The 21,512-nt window shown below is 41.9% G+C and carries 18 protein-coding genes, 1 pseudogene and 1 riboswitch; of the genes and pseudogenes, 5 read left to right on the forward strand and 14 right to left on the reverse strand.

Annotated features, from left to right (window positions below; all coding sequences use genetic code 11):
- Window position 1 precedes the first annotated feature (1 nt).
- The 5 genes and pseudogenes from qoxC to MM817_RS07410 form a co-directional block, all read right to left on the reverse strand.
- Window positions 2-628, reverse strand: a complete 627-nt coding sequence (gene qoxC / locus MM817_RS07390; protein WP_241713197.1) for a cytochrome aa3 quinol oxidase subunit III — start codon at window positions 626-628, stop codon at window positions 2-4.
- A gap of 2 nt (window positions 629-630) precedes the next feature.
- Complete coding sequence (gene qoxB / locus MM817_RS07395; protein ID WP_241713199.1) at window positions 631-2,586, reverse strand: cytochrome aa3 quinol oxidase subunit I; 1,956 nt, start codon at window positions 2,584-2,586, stop codon at window positions 631-633.
- A gap of 97 nt (window positions 2,587-2,683) precedes the next feature.
- A complete protein-coding gene (gene qoxA / locus MM817_RS07400) occupies window positions 2,684-3,541 on the reverse strand; it encodes a cytochrome aa3 quinol oxidase subunit II (RefSeq protein ID WP_241713200.1) in 858 nt (285 codons plus the stop codon).
- A gap of 418 nt (window positions 3,542-3,959) precedes the next feature.
- The gene (locus MM817_RS07405) at window positions 3,960-4,418 is read right to left on the reverse strand and encodes a DUF420 domain-containing protein (RefSeq protein WP_241713202.1); all 459 of its coding nucleotides are present in this window, start codon (window positions 4,416-4,418) and stop codon (window positions 3,960-3,962) included.
- Between the two features lie 282 nt (window positions 4,419-4,700).
- Window positions 4,701-4,787: pseudogene (locus MM817_RS07410) on the reverse strand (helix-turn-helix domain-containing protein); the annotation flags it as partial.
- A gap of 121 nt (window positions 4,788-4,908) precedes the next feature.
- Here MM817_RS07410 and MM817_RS07415 point away from each other — a divergent pair.
- The 4 genes from MM817_RS07415 (at window position 4,909) to MM817_RS07430 (ending at window position 8,179) form a co-directional block, all read left to right on the forward strand.
- Window positions 4,909-5,082 (forward strand): hypothetical protein, encoded by a 174-nt coding sequence (locus tag MM817_RS07415; RefSeq protein ID WP_241713204.1) that lies wholly within the window; start codon window positions 4,909-4,911, stop codon window positions 5,080-5,082.
- A gap of 25 nt (window positions 5,083-5,107) precedes the next feature.
- Window positions 5,108-6,682 carry a recombinase family protein gene (locus MM817_RS07420; protein WP_241713206.1) on the forward strand — a complete coding sequence of 525 codons (1,575 nt, stop codon included), beginning with the start codon at window positions 5,108-5,110 and terminating at the stop codon, window positions 6,680-6,682.
- An 82-nt stretch (window positions 6,683-6,764) separates the two neighbouring features.
- Window positions 6,765-7,439 carry a HutD/Ves family protein gene (locus MM817_RS07425; protein ID WP_241713208.1) on the forward strand — a complete coding sequence of 225 codons (675 nt, stop codon included), beginning with the start codon at window positions 6,765-6,767 and terminating at the stop codon, window positions 7,437-7,439.
- A 95-nt stretch (window positions 7,440-7,534) separates the two neighbouring features.
- Entirely contained in the window at window positions 7,535-8,179 is a 645-nt protein-coding gene (locus MM817_RS07430) for a polysaccharide deacetylase family protein (RefSeq protein WP_241713217.1), read from the forward strand.
- 56 nt (window positions 8,180-8,235) lie between these two features.
- Here the strand turns inward: MM817_RS07430 and MM817_RS07435 are convergent, their stop codons facing one another.
- On the reverse strand, window positions 8,236-9,843 hold the full coding sequence (locus tag MM817_RS07435) for an APC family permease (RefSeq protein WP_241713219.1): 1,608 nt from the start codon (window positions 9,841-9,843) through the stop codon (window positions 8,236-8,238).
- 110 nt (window positions 9,844-9,953) lie between these two features.
- A riboswitch (cyclic di-AMP (ydaO/yuaA leader) is annotated at window positions 9,954-10,100 on the reverse strand.
- 63 nt (window positions 10,101-10,163) lie between these two features.
- The gene (locus MM817_RS07440; RefSeq protein ID WP_241713221.1) at window positions 10,164-10,970 is read right to left on the reverse strand and encodes a class III extradiol dioxygenase subunit B-like domain-containing protein; all 807 of its coding nucleotides are present in this window, start codon (window positions 10,968-10,970) and stop codon (window positions 10,164-10,166) included.
- 251 nt (window positions 10,971-11,221) lie between these two features.
- On the opposite strand from MM817_RS07440, the gene MM817_RS07445 reads away from it, so the two are divergent.
- Window positions 11,222-13,357: an FUSC family protein gene (locus tag MM817_RS07445; RefSeq protein WP_241713224.1), complete on the forward strand. Its 2,136-nt coding sequence runs from the start codon at window positions 11,222-11,224 to the stop codon at window positions 13,355-13,357.
- Window positions 13,358-13,379: 22 nt separating this feature from the next.
- Here MM817_RS07445 and MM817_RS07450 read toward each other — a convergent pair whose 3' ends face one another.
- The 7 genes from MM817_RS07450 to metX form a co-directional block, all read right to left on the reverse strand.
- Window positions 13,380-15,140, reverse strand: a complete 1,761-nt coding sequence (locus MM817_RS07450; RefSeq protein ID WP_241713226.1) for a sulfocyanin-like copper-binding protein — start codon at window positions 15,138-15,140, stop codon at window positions 13,380-13,382.
- Window positions 15,141-15,264: 124 nt separating this feature from the next.
- Window positions 15,265-15,435 carry a LuxR C-terminal-related transcriptional regulator gene (locus MM817_RS07455; protein ID WP_419723374.1) on the reverse strand — a complete coding sequence of 57 codons (171 nt, stop codon included), beginning with the start codon at window positions 15,433-15,435 and terminating at the stop codon, window positions 15,265-15,267.
- A 264-nt stretch (window positions 15,436-15,699) separates the two neighbouring features.
- Window positions 15,700-16,476 carry a succinate dehydrogenase iron-sulfur subunit gene (sdhB, locus tag MM817_RS07460; protein WP_241713228.1) on the reverse strand — a complete coding sequence of 259 codons (777 nt, stop codon included), beginning with the start codon at window positions 16,474-16,476 and terminating at the stop codon, window positions 15,700-15,702.
- Window positions 16,476-18,233 (reverse strand): succinate dehydrogenase flavoprotein subunit, encoded by a 1,758-nt coding sequence (gene sdhA, locus MM817_RS07465; protein ID WP_241713230.1) that lies wholly within the window; start codon window positions 18,231-18,233, stop codon window positions 16,476-16,478. Before sdhA ends, sdhB begins: the two co-directional genes overlap by 1 nt.
- A gap of 42 nt (window positions 18,234-18,275) precedes the next feature.
- Entirely contained in the window at window positions 18,276-18,896 is a 621-nt protein-coding gene (locus MM817_RS07470; RefSeq protein ID WP_241713232.1) for a succinate dehydrogenase cytochrome b558 subunit, read from the reverse strand.
- Window positions 18,897-19,023: 127 nt separating this feature from the next.
- Window positions 19,024-20,340: a homoserine dehydrogenase gene (locus MM817_RS07475; RefSeq protein ID WP_241713234.1), complete on the reverse strand. Its 1,317-nt coding sequence runs from the start codon at window positions 20,338-20,340 to the stop codon at window positions 19,024-19,026.
- Window positions 20,341-20,344: 4 nt separating this feature from the next.
- Complete coding sequence (gene metX / locus MM817_RS07480) at window positions 20,345-21,460, reverse strand: homoserine O-acetyltransferase MetX (RefSeq protein WP_241713236.1); 1,116 nt, start codon at window positions 21,458-21,460, stop codon at window positions 20,345-20,347.
- Window positions 21,461-21,512: the final 52 nt, after the last annotated feature.

A 21,512-nucleotide genomic window follows, 5' to 3' on the forward strand; every position in this document is an offset into this window, starting at 1 on the left:
CCTAACTCACCTTTCCTGAGAGATAGACTACTGTGAAGATAAAGATCCAAATGGCATCAAGAAAGTGCCAGTAAATACTGACCACAAATGCTTTTCGAGCAGTAACAGCCGTAATACCATAGCGAATTAATTGAATGAGGATCGAAATCATCCAAAATATACCAATCGTAACGTGCGTACCATGTGTTCCTACGAGTATGAAAAAGGACGATAGAAAGGCGCTCCTAGTAATATTTGCACCTTCACCAACATACTTTGCAAACTCGCTAATTTCCATGCCAACAAACCCCATACCTAAGAGGATTGTGACGATCCACCAGCCGATCATTGGTTGAAGACGACTGCGATGCATCTCAAAAATCGCAAGCCCACATGTAAAGCTACTAGTCAATAGTAATAAGGTTTCTGTGACAAAACCCGGTACGTCAAAGAGTTGTTCTGCTGTAGGTCCACCATACGTATTGTTGTGCAATACCACATAGGTTGCAAACAAACACGAAAACAACACAATGTCAGCTGCGATAAAAACCCAAAACCCTAAGATCTTTAATTGTCCATCTTCTGTTGAATACTCAAGCGGCACGGACGGATCGACCGGCGCATGATGTGCATCCATTTGGTATGCCATGACTACGACCTCCCCCCGCCTGACTCAGTGTGTTCAATCTCTTCCACACTGATGTAGTGATCTGTATTGGTTTCAAATGACCTAGAGAACATGAAGAAGAATACTGCTAAGAGACCTAATCCAGCCACTAACCACCACTCAAAAACAAATCCAAAAAACGAGATGAAAAATGCAACTGCCATTAAAAATGGCCGCCCAGAGTTATTAGGCATGTGAATAGGCGTATATGGTTTCGCTTTTAACGTATACTTCGCCTTATCTTTGCCATACTTGCGATCCCAGAACGCATCGCGCCCATAGATCATTGGAATATGTGCAAAATTATACTCTGGTGCAGGTGATGTCGTCGCCCATTCCAGCGCACGTCCATCCCATGCATCACCTGTCAAGTCACGTTCGCCATTTTTGATACTCCAGATGATGTTGACCATCATAAACATCATGGCAAATCCTTGACCAAAAGCACCTACAGTTTCTAGCATATTGAGATGACTCCACCCAAGACCTGGTGGATACGTGTACATGCGCCGCGTCATCCCCATTAACCCAAGCAAATACATTGGAAGGAAGGTTAAATTAAAGCTAATCATAAACAACCAGAAATGCCATTTGCCAAGCGTTTCATTTAATTTCATGCCGAACATTTTGGGCCACCAGTAATACAACCCAGAGAACACTCCAAAAACAGTTCCACCAACTAGCATATAGTGAAAGTGAGCAATCAAAAAGTAACTATTATGATACTGATAATCTGCAGGAGCAACAGCTAGCATCACACCTGTCATACCACCGATCACAAATGTCGGAATAAAAGCCAGTGACCAAAGCATTGCCGTATTGAATCTGACTTTACCTTTGTACATCGTGAAAATCCAGTTAAATATTTTAACGCCAGTGGGGATAGCAATCAACATCGTTGACACTCCAAAAAACGAGTTGACCGTTGCGCCGGCACCCATTGTAAAAAAGTGATGAACCCAGACAAGAAAACTAAGAAAAGCAATCGCAATCAATGATCCCACCATGGCCGAATACCCAAATAACTTCTTACCTGAGAACGTCCCAATCACCTCAGATAAGATACCAAAGGCCGGCAAGATAACAATATACACCTCCGGGTGACCCCAAATCCAAAAGAGGTTAACCCACATCATCGGCATTCCACCGTGTGTCATTGAAAAAATGTGTGATCCAAACAAACGATCAAAAGAGAGAAGCGAAAGTGCTACTGTAAGCACAGGGAAAGCAAAAATAATGAGGATGGAGGTAATCAGCGTAGACCATACAAACATTGGCATCCTCATCAGCGTCATTCCAGGTGCTCGCATTTTAATGATGGTCACTAAGAAATTAATACCGCTAGCTAGTGTACCTAATCCTGCTAGGTTTAACCCGAATAAATAGTAGTTTTCACCGGGCCCTGGTGAAAATGTCGGTCCTGCAAGCGGTGCATAACTAGTCCAACCCGCATCAGGTGAACCACCGATAACAAAAGATAAATTAAATAACAGTGCGCCAAAAAAGAATGTCCATAAACTAATCGCGTTTAAATAAGGAAACGCAACATCGCGTGCACCAATTTGCAATGGCATAGCAACGTTGATTAAACCAATCAACATAGGCATTGCCATAAATAAAATCATAATCGTTCCATGCGTGGTAAAGACCTCATCATAATGTTGTGCCCCAAGAAAATGATTATTTGGCACAGCCAACTGAGTCCGCATCATCAGACCATCCATGCCGCCGCGAAAAAACATGGCAAATGCAGCTAAGATATACATAATCCCGATCTTTTTATGGTCAACCGTAGTCAACCATTCGCGCCATAGCCATTTCCATTTTTTAAAGTAAGTCAAAACACCTACAATGCTTATGCTTGCAAGAATAATCAACACATCAGCAATGTAAATATCTATACCTGACACGAAAAGGTGATTAAAATAATGTGGAAGCATCGTTCTCCCCCTTTACAATCGTAGTACAAAACAAAAAGAGTAGAAGAAATTAATTATGGCAATGACCTTCATCTAGTGACGTTATCTCAAATACCTCTTACATGCCCATCTGCGTATTTTGATTTTGTGCAACTGATGCAGCAGGATAAGAAGAAAATGTCATAATAGGAGATAAACCTTGGTGTTTCACAAGATACGTAGCTTCATTCATTGTTAATGCAGGATACTTCGACTTAACTGTTGAAACCCACTGATTAAACTGCGTTTGCGTTTTGGAGTACACATTAAACTGCATATGTGCAAATCCTTTTCCGGAGAAGTTTGCTCCGCGGCCAAGGTATACACCTGGTTTATCTGCCTCTAGCCAAAGGCCAAGATCGGCACCAGGCATCGTAAACTCCATACCGCCGAGCTCAGGAACCCAAAACGTATTCATTGGGCCTACAGAAGTCAACATAAATTTCACAGGAACACCAGCAGGTATGACTAGATAGTTCACAGTTTCAATGTGCTGAGCAGGATACTGAAATATCCATTTCCAATCTGCACTCGTTACATCTACTTCTATCGGATCATGTGCCGAAGCCGGCGGATCTTTTAGTGCGTAAGTTGTCTGCACCGTAGGGATCGCAAGCGCAATAACAATCAAAACAGGAATAACTGTCCAGGTTACTTCGAGTTTGGTATTTCCTTCGATATTAGGATCGTAAGTTTTCTCAATCCCTGGTCGCGATGCTCTGTATTTAATTAGCATGTAGGCAAATAATCCAAACACTACTATGCCCACAAAGGCCATTAATACAAAAGACCAAACGATCAAGTTAAACTCCTTTTGCGCTACTGGACCTTCCGGATGAAGTACAGCTATCTGCGATCCACAACCAGAAAGCATAAGCATGGAGACTGCTGATAACGCGGCGAATGTTAATCCACGTCGTTTCTTTGGTGACAGCATGCTTCTCACTCATCTCCTCTCTTCAATTTTGTCAACAGTGCCTGCGTGCTTACATGGTTGCACAACATCAAATCGCGTTTATACCCGTTCCAAGTAAGAATGAAAACGTATTTCATAACCGTTCATTTATGCAACCGACATAGAAGCGTTCAAGCATCATATCAACGATTTGATGTTAGCACTCTTTGGGCTAGTCCCGCATTATGCTAATAGGCAAAATTGACATAATGTCATAGTTTCATCACGACTTCCATAAAAAAAGTCATATATTATTTGATTTTAAAAGAAGGAATTCTAGAATACACTCTATTTTTGTATAAATTATAAAAATAGTAAATACAAATAGAGCCTTTTATCTAACATTAAGCGTAACGCCTAACATTAGATAAAAGGCTCTACCATCTCGTAAATCACCCTTTTACTGACCTAATACATGCAACACATTTTTTAATGTTTCTCCAGGTGGGAAGATGACAAACAGCATGAGGTACACAGCAAGTCCAGTCGCTGCAGTAATAAACCAAAAAATAGCAGTCCAAGGCCCTACCTTACGATGAATCCGAAATCTTCTCTTAAATGCCAACCGCAACACCCAAACGCCCATGATCGCAGCAACAGTCGCAAGAAAAACATGAATTTTCAAAAACAGAGTATATGCGGGAACATAGCTAGCTGGACCACCAAATTCCGTATCGCCAACTACAAATGTCCCCACTGCATAACTCACAAAAAATAACGCTCCCAATATACTTCCAGCTACCATGAATCGACGATGAATTCGCACGCGGTTTCTGCGAATCATCACCCATCCAACAGCAATACATAGGGCGCTAAGAATCATTGTACTTTCATTAAATAGTGCCCATCCTGCAGCCACAGACACCCTCCTCATGGTATAACTTAGCCTTAATACTCCTTTTGTCCACTTTATCATAGTACATGTAATCAACATTTTCCTCAATGATATGTATAAAATCCTGCTTTTTCACACTCCACTTATCCAATGTTCATTTAATTGTGCGATATGACAACACATTCAATTGGGTTTCGCTCATCTTGTCGCTTATTGTCTTTTCAAAACGAATTTTACTATTCCCTAGGCAATCTTTATTTTTATAAAAAAATTCCCCTATCGCAATGGACGACAGGGGGTGGCGAACTAAATTTGCAATTCGCCCATTCTGACCAACTCCACAACAGCTTGTGAACGGCCTTTGACGTTCAGTTTTTTCATGACATTAGAGATACAGTCACTCGTGTAAGCAAAACGATCGTTCTCTTTCGCAAAGTAGCAAGTAGCCAAGCCATCTCTTCATACATTTTATAATAGACCGCTCCGTGTACATCACTTCAATGGAGGCTATTGTATGTACAAAAAGGTGACAGAAGAGCAGTGGATCAAGATCGACAACCAACATGTTGCCAACAGGCAATCGGTTACTTTTTATTGTCCTAAACATGGTCAATCGAAGGAAAACGTCTATAATCAGCTCATTGCACTATGTATGGAATCATTACATCGTCAGTTGCCATCATCATGAAACGTTGACAAGCGAGGTAACTTGTATGGATCGAGCAGCCATCTATGTGCGTGTGAGTACTGATTATGCATCTCAAAAAGATAGTCCAGATCATCAGTTAGCTGCATGTAAGGAATATGCAGCTTCTATTGGTCTATCTACTTCACCAGCACACGTATACAATGATGCTGGATTGAGTGGTACAGAGATTACGATGCGAAACGAAGTGAGTCGCATGATGCACGATGCGCGAAACGGGGAATTTGAAGCGGTATTATTTACTGCGATCAGTCGTTTTAGTCGGGATATGTCTGATGCGTTTAATATGAAGAAAAAATTAGAATCTGTATACGGTGTGCGCTTAATTTCTATCGAAGAAGGATATGATAGCGCTATTGAAGGACGAAACAATGAAATGGTTTTCACCGTTCATGCGATGTTAGCCGCTCATAAGTCCAAAGAAATGTCAGTAGCCATTTTGCGTGGTCTTCGTCAATCCGCTAAAAAAGGGAGGCATATTGGTAATGTGACACCCTACGGATATCGCAAAGGATTGGATCAAAAATTGGAACAAGAACCATATGAAGCAAATATAATACGAGACATTTTTCGCTTATATCTATCAGGTGAAAGTGCGAGGTCTATCGCTCACATATTAAATGAACAGCATATCCCTACAGCATCCAAGCGACGATCAGGAAAAGATACTTTATGGCAAGCATCTACCATTACGTCTATCTTACACAATGAAGTTTATGTAGGAACGATTGTGGCACACCGATATACAACTGCAAGACACATCGAAGCATCACGCCTGCATGACGAGCTCATCACGAAACCAAGTAAACGCAACGAAAGCGAATGGATCACTGTTACACAAGCACATGACCCCATAATCGATGACACCACATTTCAACAAGTACAAGACCTTTTGAATCAAAAGGCGACCAACCGAGGCATGAAACGAACGTCAAATCTTCTAGCTGGACTCATGTATTGCAATGAATGCGGTGGTAAAATGATCGTGACAGGAAACACGCGATCAAGTCATAACGAAACACATCAATACCGCTATATTGTCTGTGCAACAACACGCAGAATTGGAAAGTCAGCTTGTTCTAATCATTTTATCACAAAATACGATGATCTTTTGTCTGCATTACTTTCACCACTACAAAAACTACTCCAATCAGCAATAGCTATGACCCCATCTGATGATAGGGAGTTACTCAGTATAAGCCAGTATACATCGAGCCATCTTGCGGAGGCTAAAATAACTCAATTGCGCAAAGCATTAGCACATAACCAGCATGAGCAAATAGAAAATTTACGCGCATTTCGAAATGGGATATTTACTAAAGACATTATTGAACTAGGTCAAAAAGAGCTTACAGAACAAGCCGTTTATCTACAATCAGAAATAACACGTTTAACCGAACTTGTTGCACGTAATCATAACATGATAGACTCGATACGATCACAACATTCTGTGTTAAATATCTTTAAGCACATGCATTTGTACAATTCGATGACACAACGTTTAGCATTGCAAGCGGTTGTAGATCAAATTATCTTTTCTACAAACGGAGACATTTCTGTCTTATTTACTTGGCAACAGTGAGTACTACCATAGATCGTCATCAAACCCTCTTCTGATCCACAGATGTTCCCAAAGACGATTTTTAAGGAGCATGTAGTTACCCATGATGACTCATAACTTGTTAGATGACGAATCCATAGAATGGATTCGCAAAAGGGACTACCACACAAACATATGGGCTGGAGGCGAGACTACTCAGATAGCTATATATCCAAGAGATAGTGAGTATACATCACGATCGTTTATATGGAGGCTGAGCTATGCAACAGTCACAGCAGATCAATCTACCTTCACTCCCCTACCTGGAATTCGCAGAAAACTACTGATACTAGAAGGAGCAATGTCTCTTACACATGAACATCATCACCACAAACATTTGACGCCGTTCGCACAAGATGAGTTTGACGGATCGTGGACTACGCATAGTAAAGGACAAGCTCGCGACTTCAATTTGATGATGTCATCAAATTGTTTCGGTAGACTAGCCGCTCTGGATCTACAGAAAAATCCACAGACAGTACACTTATCAGATGATCAACATCGTTCGTATGGAATACGGACAGATGCATTTTTCTGCGTCCATGACGCTGCTTCTGTTTCCGTGAGTGGAATATCTACACCACAACTACCCATAGCTACTCAACATTTTCAATTAGAAAAAAATGATACTCTTCTCATTACACAAAATATCAATCGTCGTTCACACGTACATACTGTGCGCTTACATGCTCTAGAACCATCTTTTTCGACGATCATCCATGCCACCATGTATTACTAACTGCTTTCTTGTACAAAGAAATTCATAAAAAGCGTGAACACGGGGAAATGTATGTAGTGATATGCTGATTCTAGCCAGAAAGGTGTTATGAATGGATGCGGTATGTTACTACTACATGTGTCTTTATTCTTGCGGTTTTTATGTTCTTAACACCTTTTAGCAGTGCTAAAACACAGGTAAAACCGCTCTATGTAACTTTTGACGATGGTCCTTCTTTACAATACACCCCTCCTATTTTAGATATTCTGCGTAAAGAACATTGCAAAGCTACTTTTTTTATTTTAGGCTATCGTGCACTTGAATGCCCACCCATCATTCGACGTGAAATTCGGGAAGGTCATCAGATAGGAAGTCATGGATATGACCACCAGAATCTTGCCCTCGCCAATGCAACGACGATTCAAGAACAAATACGTAAAGCAGATGATGCAATTATTCGCGCAGGCGGTATCCGTCCTCTCTATTATCGACCACCTTATGGAGCGCTCGATTCACAAAAAAACGCCATCATTCAACAATGTGGTCATCCCATTAAACGTTGGGATGTAGATTCATTAGATTGGAAAGCCACAACAAAAGAATCGATTATCTCTCTCGTAGAAAAACAAGTAAAACCAGGTTCAGTCATCCTATTTCACGATGGCATTACACAAAGTCAGTTCACCGCACTTGCACTTCCCATTATTATTCGCGATTTGCGTAAACAAGGATTTGTCTTTCGTGTTCTTCCTCCTAGATAGGCTACGGCGTACCCATTGTGATCAATACGCCGTAGTCTTGTCTATTTGATGCTATGTTACAGTAATGCCGTGCGCTCTTGACGCGATTGTTCAACCGCTTCTAGAGCCTCTTCTACGTCTTTTGTACGATACCCACTCTGTACGCCAACGTAAAAAAATACAAGTGAAGTCATGGCGACAATCACCATGTCCCATGGATAAGCAATCCAATTTTTCAACTCGCCAAGTTTAGTTGATCCAGCATATGAAAAGAAAAGCATGACAAGTAAATATAGAATTAGCCAAATCCCACTTTTGAACGATTGACCACTTGGACGTTCGATTTCACTTGGCAGCAACAATGAAAAAATCCCATACAAAATGATGCCAATAAGAAGTGCAATCAATAGCTTAGAATCAATGGCCCAACCAGTCCAATAAATGATTAACGATCCAATAACAAAGGCAAGCGGAGAAATAATACTCGCTCCTGCTAGGCGGTATGGCCTGATTGCATCACTTGCTGTTTTACGCAGCACAGTAAGTGATACCGGTCCAATGATATACGTAAAGACTGTTGCAGATGACACTAATCCGACTAGAGATTGCCATGAGGGAAATGGTAACAAGAAAATTAATCCTAAAATAAAAGCTGAAATAAGCGCTACATATGGTACACCTGTGCGTTGATCAACCTTTGCTAAAGCACGTGGAAAGTACCCGTTATTAGCCAATGCATATAAAACTCTTGTCGTAGAGGCAATGTAAACATTCCCAGTTCCTGCAGGTGAAATAATGGCATCTGCATATAACAGAACTGCCATCCACCCTAAATTTAAGCTGACAGCCAATTGTGCAAATGGTGCGTTAAATGACACGCTTGGCCATCCATGAGAAAGTGCTGACGGACTAACACCGGCAACAAAGACTAATTGTAAGAGAACATACAAAACGACTCCAACAACAATAGAAATGAGTAACGCAAGAGGTACATCTCGTTGCGGATTACGTGCTTCCCCAGCTAAATCAAGCGCTTGGCGAAATCCTAAATAAGCGAACACGACTCCTGATGTTGCTACCGCAACTAAAATACCAGAGCTACCTTCAGGAGCAAACCCACCAGCAGAAGTAAGGTTACCCCAATGCAATCCTGTAAACAAAAAGATAATAATTGTTAGCGTTGGCATGATAAATTTCACAAAGGTAATCGTTGTATTGACCTTTGCAAAGTAACGCACACCAAAATAGTTCACTAAGAAAAATCCAAACATTAAAATGGCCGCACAGGTAAGACCAAAACCTGTCAAGAGATTGGTATGCGAGTTCCAAAGTTGTGGAAACCAATGCGATGCATATTGCATCACACCTTCCGCCTCCACTGCTGGCACAGAGGAATAGGCAATCCACGCCGCCCACCCCATGATAAAACTTGTTACGTGTCCATGGCTATAATGAGGATAACGCACAATTGAACCAGACTCCGGGAGCATACCCCCTAACTCAGAATATACCAATCCTATAAAGAGAACTGCAATTCCCCCAATGATCCAAGACACAATCGAAGCAGGTCCAGCATCTTGGGCCGCATAGAGTGCCCCAAACAACCATCCAGAGCCGATAATTCCTCCTACAGAAGCCATCGTTAAGTCAAGAAATGATAGATCTTTTTTTAATCCAGTATGCATTCTCGAGACTGCCCCCTTTTTTAAAACGTGTGAAAATAACCACATGGCACCCGTGGTTTGAATTCAGATCATGAGGTAAACAAGTCATCGGAATATGTAGAATGGCGATGACATTCCTACTATTCGCCTACGAGGTTAGCTGACGGGTTCGGCGAGCCATTCGCCTAAGAGAGGATTGTGGGCACAACCCTCTCTACTCACCCCAGAATCGTGGTTCCCCCGTTTCGTTTACAAAACGAATTCGGCCCTTATAAAAATGTCACAGTGGACATTAGGAAGTTAGCTATCAAAAGTAAGTATAGCACAAATCATTGTTAATCTTAATGAAACGCACAACACATGAGGCCAAAGTAAGTGGGCACTTCATAGGAAAGGAACTCTACCTTGCGCTCATTGGGAGCGATCGCCCCAGCTAGCATTAATGCTTGCCAAATACCGTCTGGTTTAGCATGTTCAATAAACTCAGGCTCAAACTGCATCATTCCCTCCAAATGTGCAGTGTGTAAAAGTGTAACTACTTGCTCATCCAATTGTCTTGCCGCTTCATGAAATCCATACGGTCCTGTTTCGTCATGAGCGTGAGACCAATCGCAACTAGCAATAAGACCAACACGTTTACCAGACTGTGCAACAGCTTCAGCCATTGCAGATCCAAATAGTAAGTGATCTTCAAAACTAAGTGATCGCGATGGAGTAATCACGACAATAGACGTTTCTGGCATGAAATAAAGTGGTACTACGACACCCCAGTCTAGTGGCATACAGGATAACGGTCCTTCACTCGTAGCAAAGCCTAAAGTAGCTACCGGAAGTCCTTTTTTCTTTGCATGATCTGCGATAGCGCCTGCAAGCATCCGATCTACTTTTCTGTCCATGGATATCTTTGCTCCGTAATCCTCCATTTCGCCAAACATATGTTCACAATTAACTATGGCAAATTGTTCATCAATCCGTGTACCATGTGGTGTAAGTACAATGATCGTATCCGGGTTGGACTGTTTCATCGAGGCGCCTAAACTCTCCATACTAAGACGCGTTTTTTTCATGAGTTCCGGGTACGGCTTAGCCAATTCCTCAATGATTTCTGATCCATGAGGGGTGATACAAGCAAAAACAAATGGATTCAAATAGACTCTCTCCCCTGTTCTAATGGTTTTTTATCCATCTTATCTACCTAAGAGTACACGATTGCATAAGAAGCCTCAACCGTCCGTTTTACAACTATCCAATGTAAGCATACTAGACTGCACTACATGACAGACATAGCTTTGTTTTGTATACTAAGCACACGCATGACAATGTCTTATGATAAGTAGAATGATCATGATAGAGGACTGAGCGATCTCGCACCGGTTGTATACCAAAGGATGATTAACCATTGAAAAAGAAAAAAAGAATGAGCTACATAAACTCGTTACTTCGGTTAGACATGGGACAAATCACATGGCGTCAGGCATTGCGCAATGCTTTAGGAATCTCGCTGCCTCTCATCGCAGGAGTGCTATGTGGGCATATCCTTTACGGACTAGGGGGGGCGGTAGGTGCTCTCGTAGCAGGTTTTGCATCCATGACAGGCACCTATCGCAAACGTCTGCGCACGATGCTATTAACAGCTGTTTGGATGAGCGTGGCCACATTTATTGGTGCGGCCACAGGCAATATTTTATGGTTTGCAGTATTTGTCATGATGATCAGTGGATTCATCGCTGGATTATTAGTCGCTGTAAGTCCTGAAGCTGCACAAATTGGGCTGCTCTCTACAAACTCCCTCATTCTGATTGCAAACTTTCCCGAAACACCACTGCATGCATTCTATCAAGGACTACTTGTAGCAGCAGGAGCGCTGATCCAAATCATCCTTATGATGATTGATAATGCAGTGCGTCCATCTCCAACTGAAGCTTCTGACGTAGCTACTGTCTTTAAGGCATTATCCGCCTATGCCAAAGCTCGTACACGCGATGCAGATGTACTTGTTGCAAGGTCATTCCTCATAGCCAATTCATCATTAAAAGATTCTTCTCTGAAAACAAGTTATTGGTATCACTTGTCTCATCTTCTAGATATAGCAGAACGCTTACGCCTCGATATTGTAGCTTTAGATGGAGCTTTTTTTATGCATAGAGAACATGGCACCCATGCCGAACGTGTAAGTCATATTGAACTCTACCAACATCTTATTCGCACTGTTTTGCAGCAGGTGAGTGAGATTCTTGCAAAAGTCAGCCCCATTATCAAGAAGAATGCACTCGTTGATCCGTCTTTTGCGGACTCTGTATCTCAGTTACAAAAGCTTATTTCCACTACTATGATCTCTACGCTAGACCATGAGGATCGAGCACAAGAACTAAAAGAACGTCTAAACGACCTCATAAGCCGTTTACTTGACATGAGTAACTTTATTACTTCCGGTCAACCTTCACTTGAGATAACAATGACAACAAAAGAAATGCCTACACTGAGAAGGTCTACTTTATCTGTCATCCATGACGTGTCCTCTACTTTAAAAGCCAATGTAACACTGCGCTCATCTGCTTTTCGACATGCCATCAGACTTTCAGGAACACTTACAGTAGCTGTATTGCTTTACCGTTTCTTACACTTACCGCGCGGTTACTGGATCCCACTAACCGCTCTCATTATTTTAAAGCCTGATTTTTTCACAACGTTTAGTCGAGGATCTGCAAGGATTCTCGGCACTCTTTTAGGTGTAGCTTTCACAACTCTATTCATGATATTTATTCCTGACTCTCACCATCTACTTGGACTTTCACTTGTCGTACTTTTTGCGTGGGCACTCTATACGACCATTAATTTCAACTATACAATTTATACCACTTTATTAACGGCTGAAGTAGTTGTACTGCTATCATTTTTCGAACAAAGCGCACCACTTGCTACGGCAATGGATCGTCTGATCGATACAGCAATTGGCGGCATATTAGCATTTGTTGCATATGCAATATGGCCGACATGGCAACGAAGAAATGTTCCGGAAAGTTTTAACCGGCTCATTGTTGCAGAACAGAAATACTTTCATGCAGTATTTCATCTCGATTCTAATACATCGAAGTACCGCAAAAATACACGTTTAGCCCGCACGAATACGGTAACCGTTGTAGAACAAGCACTGGCAGAACCAGTGCAACTCAAACTACCTGTTGTCAATATCATGGGGCTTCTCACTGGATTACATCGTTTTGCAGACACACTAGTTGCCTTAGAAGCAAATTCTGATACGATACTGGCACCATATATAGAGCAACCTGATGTACAACATTTTATTGCGGCTACTGAAGCCGCATTAAATAGCTTGGAACAATTATTGGTCGCACGAATGATAGCTACAACAAACACACAATTCAATACTATAGAGACCTCTGTACAGTTGAAAGAAATAGAAGATGCTATACATGTCCATACGAACCATATACCACCTGCACTAGAAGAGATATTTGTTAGACTTGCAAGTAACATTGGCACTATGAATCGCATGCTAAGTTCTATCGAATAGTAGCATGCGATTCATATGGACATTATTTAGCTGTAATATAAGGGCTTTTGGCAGACGCTGAAACGTCGAAACCATCCCACATGCCAGAATCTTCTTGACCATCAGAGACAGCAGATACCACTCCATACTTTCCAGTGTGTATTGCCTTAAACTGAAAATCTTGTTCTTGTCCATATGGTATTCCTACTGTGGGATTCACAGTTGATGCTCCTTTAAATGCAGGAGTAAAAGCGCCTGCTTGAATTTCACGAAAGGGTACGATCATCGCGCTATTATAGACTAAGGATTGTTCATTCTTAAACAGGACAAAAACAGTCCACCCCACCGGGACAACAATTGTCATATATCCATTGGCATATCCATCAAAGTCAATATCACCAAGTGCCGTTTGAGTAGCGATTAACAGGATATGCACTTGTTTTTTTCTAGCGTCAATCGTCATCCACTTTTTTGTCAATCCGCGATTAGAAAAGTGATCTCTTTGATTAGCATATTGTTCAATGTTTTTCAGTGTGGTATCACCTTGTGCGGGAATATCATACAGATGAAGACTCACGATTAACATCATGGTAGCTAGTGCACTATAGAGTAACGGAGCCCTGCGAACAACAGGTGCAAGAGACTTCTCTACTTTTGCTAAAAATGTTTTTAACCAAAGAAAAATAGCTGGTATATCCACACTATCCTGTACCCACAACGATGCAATGATCAGGGCGAAGATTGGAGAAGTGTTAGGATCAGTACCTACACCGCCCACAACACCAAAATCTTGTCCTACCCACCACGTAAATAAAAGCCAGGTAAAAGTAAGGATCATTGTAAATCGTTTAGCGATTTTAAACCAAAATATAACCGCAAGTAACAACATCACGAATGAAAAAATGCCATTCCATAGCACCGCTGCTTGCGTCGCAATCGAAGAAATCGATTGAATTGGCACTTGAAGAATAGCTGGTTGTGGCGTAGAGATCGAGTTTTCAAATAGCGAGGATATACCATTTGCATTCCAAAAGCCATCAGAAGGAACTATTTGCCATAAAGCACAAATAAACCAAAAAAGTGATACAAACGCTCGTTCTACTCTCCCCATTTTGCCTGTTATCCACAACTTCATTGGCATTAGAAGAAAAATAGCAGAAACAACATAGAGAGTAACTGAACCAGGACTCCCTGTAATAAAGGATGGATTCCCTGTTAGAATGCCTCCTAGCCCTTCACCAAAAATCCAGACAAGCAATCCCCAGAAAATTGAGATCCATAAACCTGCTTTCCCAAGCCACTTATCTTTACCCACAAAGAGCAGGACAGCAATAGCTAACTGAATAATTGCCGCAAATACTGCCGATAGTAACTGATGATCAGTCCATAACTGAATTCCTTGGCCCATCATCCGTAAGTAAAATGCAGGTTGTCCTGCTAAGACTGGTGCCAACACCATATCCACAAACATACTACTAGCCATCGGTGGTTGAATTTGTAATAGCCCATCAATAAACCAAAGTGCGGCTAATCCATACCATAAAAAAGATCTACCCAGTAAATACACATGCACTTTCTTAGATCGTTGCTCCTCTAGCATCCCATGTTCATTCGCTGTATTGAGAGCGGAAAACGAATTTTTCAATTCAATGGTGTTCTGCTCTACTATGCGTGCCTTCCTTAGACCAACCATATAGACGATGGATACAATCATTAAAATGAGAAATCCAACCGTAGCGAGTAATAATGAATAAAATTGCTCAACCGTATGTACGCTTAAATATTTCAATAAATAATATGGCATAACTAATCCTCCGATAATAGATCCTTATTACGCTTATCAATACTAGAATCTAAGATTAGCTATGTCAAGGTCAAGGGTAGATAAGATCCATCCACATGCTATATAAAGGCTTTAGCGTTTTATCTCACACCAATGACCATATCACATTAGAAATATGGTTACGTACTGTCTTTTCGCTTATGAAAAGCGTTTCTGCGATCTCCTTTGTCGTCTTATCCTGTACTAGGAGTTCAAACACTTCTCTCTCACGAATTGTCAGGAGTGACTTTGCACGCACATCCCTTACGGCGGACACTTTATCCTATCCCTCCTTGCTCCAGTTCGCATTCACAAGGTTCAGGGATACAGTTATCGTATTGTATGAGTCAATAAAAAAGGGTGTGCAACAAGAATTTGATATTGGGCTATGACCATCACACCTTATATCAATAGAAAATGCAGGAAAGAATAAAAAAGTTCTAGACAATCGTTCCCATTTTAGTGGATAAATAAAAACCTTAAGCATGACATGCTTAAGGTCAACGATAAAGCCAGATGTATCGAACATATCTAAATCTATTTATCTCCCTAACCAGCTTGAAAATGCATACCCATCAATAGAACGGTTCATCGCAGCAATCGATGTGGTTAAAGGAATGCCTTTTGGACATACCTGCACACAGTTCTGCGAATTGCCACATTCATGAATACCACCTTCATCCATTAGTGCCTCAAAACGATCTTGTTTGTGCATGGCTCCTGTTGGATGAGTATTGAATAAGCGCGCTTGTGAAATTGCAAATGGACCAATAAAAGAAGTCTTTTCGTTCACATTCGGGCAAGCCTCAACACAAGCACCACATGTAAAACACTTTGCTAGTTCGTACGCCCATTCTCTATCTACTTCTGGCATGCGCGGACCAGGACCCAAATCATACGTACCATCAATTGGAATCCAGGCTTTAATTCGTTTTAATGCGTCAAACATGCGTGAACGATTCACCACAAGATCACGCACTACAGGGAATGTCCGAATAGGCTTGATATGAATAGGTTGCGTAAGTTGATCGAGCAATGCCGAACATGCCTGCCGTGGCTTCCCATTAATAACCATAGTGCAAGCTCCACATACTTCTTCTAAACAATTGGACTCCCAAGTGACCGGGCGTACACTCTCACCACGAGCATTCACGGGATTACGTTGAATTTCCATCAACGCCGCGATGACATTCATTCCCGGTCGCCAAGGGATATCAAATGTTTCCGTGTATGAAGGACTATTGGGATCATCCTGCCGTTCAATGAGTAAGCGAATATTTTTTTTCTTTGATTGTACGTCTTGTTCAATCGCACTCATTAGACCGTCGCCTCCTTGCTCACATCATACCTGCGTTCCCGCGGACGAATTAAAGAGACATCGACTTCTTCATAAGTGATTTTAGGACCATCAGGCGTCCAATTGGCGAGTGTTGTTTTAAGAAACCGCTCGTCGTCGCGTGTCGGGAAATCCGGCTTATAGTGAGCCCCGCGGCTCTCATCGCGCAACAATGCACCAATCGTAATAACACGCGCAAGTTCGAGCATATTCCATAACTGACGCGTATAAGGCGCCATTTGGTTTTGCCATTTAGACTTGTCTGCCATCCCAATCCGTTTGTATCGCTCCATAAGTTCTTGAATCTTATCATCCGTCTTTTTCAAGCGATCATTGTAACGAACAACCGTAACATTGTCAGTCATCCATTGACCAAGTTCTCGACCAATCACATACGGATTTTCTGTGCCATCCATTTTTAGAAGGGACTCATACTTATCTTGCTCTTCTTGACGATATCGTTCAAATGTAGTATTTGACATAGCATCAACAGACTTACTCAATCCATGAATATAACGAACAGCAGATGGTCCAGCCACCATGCCACCGTAGATCGATGACAATAATGAGTTTGCCCCAAGACGGTTCGCTCCATGATATTGATATTCAGCCTCGCCACATGCAAACAAACCTTTTACCTTCGTCATCTGTTCAAAATCTACCCAAAGTCCGCCCATCGAATAATGTACTGCTGGAAAAATACGCATAGGTACTTTCCTCGGATCATCTCCGACAAACTTTTCGTAAATTTCTAGGATGCCACCAAGTTTCACATTAAGTGTAGCTGCCGGAATGTGGGATAAATCTAAATACACCATATTCTCGCCATTGACACCAAGTTTTTCATCAATACAAACATGAAAAATTTCTCTTGTGGCTATATCACGAGGTACAAGATTACCGTACTCAGGATATTTTTCCTCCAAGAAATACCACGGCTTACCATCCTTATACGTCCAAATGCGTCCACCTTCACCACGTGCGGATTCAGACATCAACCGCAACTTATCATCACCAGGAATGGCTGTAGGATGAATTTGAATAAATTCCCCGTTTGCATATGTCAACCCTTGCTGATAAACAGAAGAACCTGCAGTACCAGTATTGATAATAGAGTTCGTGCTTTTGCCAAATATAATTCCATTTCCACCAGTGGCAAGAATGACTGCGTCAGCCGCAAACGACTTGATTTCCATTGTCCGTAAATCTTGAGCAATAATCCCGCGACATACTTGATCTTCATCGATTACAGCTTTTGTAAACTCCCAGCCCTCATATTTTTGAACAAGTCCACCCGCTTCAAATCGGCGTACTTGTTCATCGAGTGCGTATAACATTTGCTGACCTGTCGTCGCTCCTGCAAAAGCCGTTCGGTGATGTTTTGTGCCTCCAAAACGGCGAAAATCAAGTAATCCTTCAGGTGTACGATTGAACATGACACCCATGCGATCTAGTAAGTGAATCACACCTGGAGCTGCTTCACACATATTTAAGACAGGTGTCTGATTGGCCAGAAAGTCCCCGCCATAAATTGTGTCATCAAAGTGTACCCAAGGAGAATCGCCTTCTCCCTTTGTATTTACAGCACCATTAATTCCACCTTGCGCGCACACTGAATGTGAACGTTTGACAGGTACCAATGAAAACAAGTCCACTGGAATCCCTGATTCTGCAATCTTGATTGTGGCCATAAGACCCGCAAGTCCGCCACCCACAACGATAATTCGTTGCGAAGCCATGTTACATTCCCCCTAAACAGGTTGAGCCATTCCACAGCGCCCTTACGCAGTTTGCACAAAAGCGATCAACGAATCAATCCCAACAAACGCCATTAAAACAAAAAATACCATCAACACAACTGCAGAGATACGCTGTGCACGCGGCCCCACTGTGATACCCCAATGAACCATAAAAGACCACAATCCATTTGAAAAATGAAATGTAGAAGCAACGACGCCGATAACCATAATCCAAAAATTAATTGGATCAGATACAAGGGTATGTACAAAATTAAAATTCGGTTCATGCCCACTAAACCTTGTCGTCCATAAGTGATAGACAATAAAAATAAATGTTATAACCCCAGTGATACGTTGTAGCGCAAACATCCGGTTTCTAAGCCACGAATATTGTTGTGCATTATATCCCGATGTAAATGCTACATAAAGTCCGTATACCCCATGATAAATCAGCGGAAGAAAGATAAATACAAATTCGACCACATGTAAATATGGAATATGTTGAATCGTGTTAACCGCATTATTAAAAGCGGCTGGTCCCTCCGTCGCTGTTGCATTGGTGAAAAAATGCTCAATCAAAAACAAACCAACTGGCACTACTCCAGCGAGTGTATGAAGTCGGCGAAATAAAAAGTCACGATGATTGGCAGTTACAGTAGACACCGACTAGCCCCCTTCCTAACCATTGCATTAATGCCTATGCATGCATTCTAAATTGTAGCGATATTGGAATGACAATGTCAAGGACAACACCCCTACCTGCAACTATTTTTAACTCTGGCTACGTTCTTTACAAAACCATCGCTTGAGCGGGTAAAATGCTTAGTTTATCCCCTTCGTACGGGAATACAACACATTTAATGGCCTTCAGCTTTCTTACAAAAAGTAAAATGCGCTCTTCATCCTCAGTAGCTATAAGAAATCCATGAGACAATTGATGTTTAGAATGTCCTATTTGTATAACCTTTTCTGATTCACGAAAGGACACACGCATCTCTTCATTGATCCGATCATTGGATATAGGATTTGCCAAATCAATTCGAACATAGTACTCTTTACGCTTCAAAAACTCTACCTGCTCGTCTTGTCCAACCGCTTTATGTTGTTCTAATGGTTGTACGCTTGTCCGTGGGGAGCGCAAAACTTCTACAATATCTTCAATAATCGCGCTCGCAGTTGGCATTTCTCCTGCACCACGCCCTATAAACGTGAGATCTCCCACAACATCCGCGCTAACCGTGACTGCATTAAAAACATCTCGAACTGTAGCTAGAGGATCTAACCGATCAATCAGTCTAGGAGAAACATCTAAATGAACACAACCGTCTACATAAGAGGCTTGTGCAATCAGTTTCACAACACAATCTACTTGACTAGCAAAATCGATGTCATCCGGTGTAATGTCGACGATTCCCTTACGCTTTATATCGTTTAGCGTACTTTGAACGGGAAAAACCATATTAGAAAGTATTAACAACTTATAGGCTGCATCATATCCTTCTACGTCACTTTGTGGATCTGCTTCCGCATAACCTAATCTTTGTGCATCCATCAATGCATCAGCGAATGTTACTTGTTTGACTTGCATTTGAGTTAACATATAGTTGGATGTACCATTGAGAATTCCTCGAATAGAGGATACTCGATTGGCTGTGAGATACGCCTGTAATGTTCGAACAATAGGAATCCCACCGCCTACACTAGCCTCAAATAACAACCGCACTCCCATGTGAGCAGCTAGAGCCATCAGCTCAGGACCGTGCTTCGCAAGGAGTTCCTTATTTGCAGTAACGACATGCTTACGTGCGAGCAGTGCTGCACAAATATACGTGCGTGCAGGCTCAACCCCACCCATCACTTCTACCACAATCGATATATCAGGATCCACTAAAATAGTTTGCGCGTCCATCGTCAAAAACTCAGCTGGAACGCTCACCGAACGTTCTTTTACAAAAGATTGCACTAATGCGTGCTTAACTTGCACTCGAAAACCAGTTCTACTCGCAATATGCTCTTCATTAGTGATCAGCGACTTCACCACGCCTGCACCTACTGTGCCTAAACCAAATAAGCCTACATGTATCGTCTTCATATTTTCTCTTTTCATCCTCCTACAATGCCTGTTCACCCAAATACAATTGATTGATAAAAGGAGAAATGAGTGCTTCTAGTTGTTCGAATTCCAATAAAAATGCATCGTGTCCATAATCGCTGTCGATCTCTGCAAATGAGGCAATCACACCATTGGCTTGCGCCTTTGCTACTGTTTCTCTGATTTTTTCGGGTGGATAAAGAAGATCATCGCGAATGCCAATCCAAAGCAACTCCGCTCGAATTTTTTTAAAGGCTTCGCTTATTCCACCACGTTCAGTGCCAATATCGTGTAAGTCCATTGCACGCAGTAATGTTAAATAGGATTGGGGATCAAACCGCGCCAAAAATTTATCGCCTTGATATCGCAAATATCTTCCTACTTCAGGATCAAATAGATGTTGATCTGAGAATGAGCGGCCAAATCGTTCGTCAAATAATTTGGCTGTTCTGTATGTGATCATGCCAACCATGCGAGCAATCCTCATACCATTTTCAGGAAACTTCCCAAGATTAGCATAGTTGCCATCCGCATACTCAGGATCACTGGTAATGGCCTGCCGCATCACTTCGTTATATGCGAGTCCCATAGCAGAAAACTCTGCATTTGCTGCAATAATCACAGCGTGTTCAACAATGTCCGGATACATAATTGACCACTCTAGTGCTTGCATGCCACCCATTGATCCACCTATCACCGCATGCAATTGTTTTACGCCTAACTGTTGTAATACGCGATATTGCACGTGTACCATATCGCGTATTGTGATTACTGGGTACGTTTGGCCGTATACTTGATCACTGTATGGCTTGATGCTTGCAGGTCCTGTCGTGCCTGAGCACCCCCCAAGTACATTCATACAAATAACGTAATAACGAGTTGTATCTATCGTTCGATGGGGTCCCACAAGTGGTTCCCACCACCCAGTTCCATTGGCATCGTCACTAGCGTGCGCGTCACCTGTTAGTGCATGGCATAGTAAAATCGCATTAGTTCCCTGTGCATTCAGTGTACCGTAAGTCTCATACGCAACATTGATTTGTACCATTAATTCTCCAAACTCCGTCTGGTAATCATGCAGCTGAGCCACTGAAAACTTGAAAGGAGGTTGATTCTTTATATCAATAAATCCCATATCAAAACACCCCCTCTTAGTAAAAGAGGGGGTGCCAATCGCTCACGTCTCC

The organism is Sulfoacidibacillus ferrooxidans (assembly GCF_022606465.1).
Lineage (GTDB): Bacteria > Bacillota > Bacilli > Alicyclobacillales > SLC66 > Sulfoacidibacillus > Sulfoacidibacillus ferrooxidans.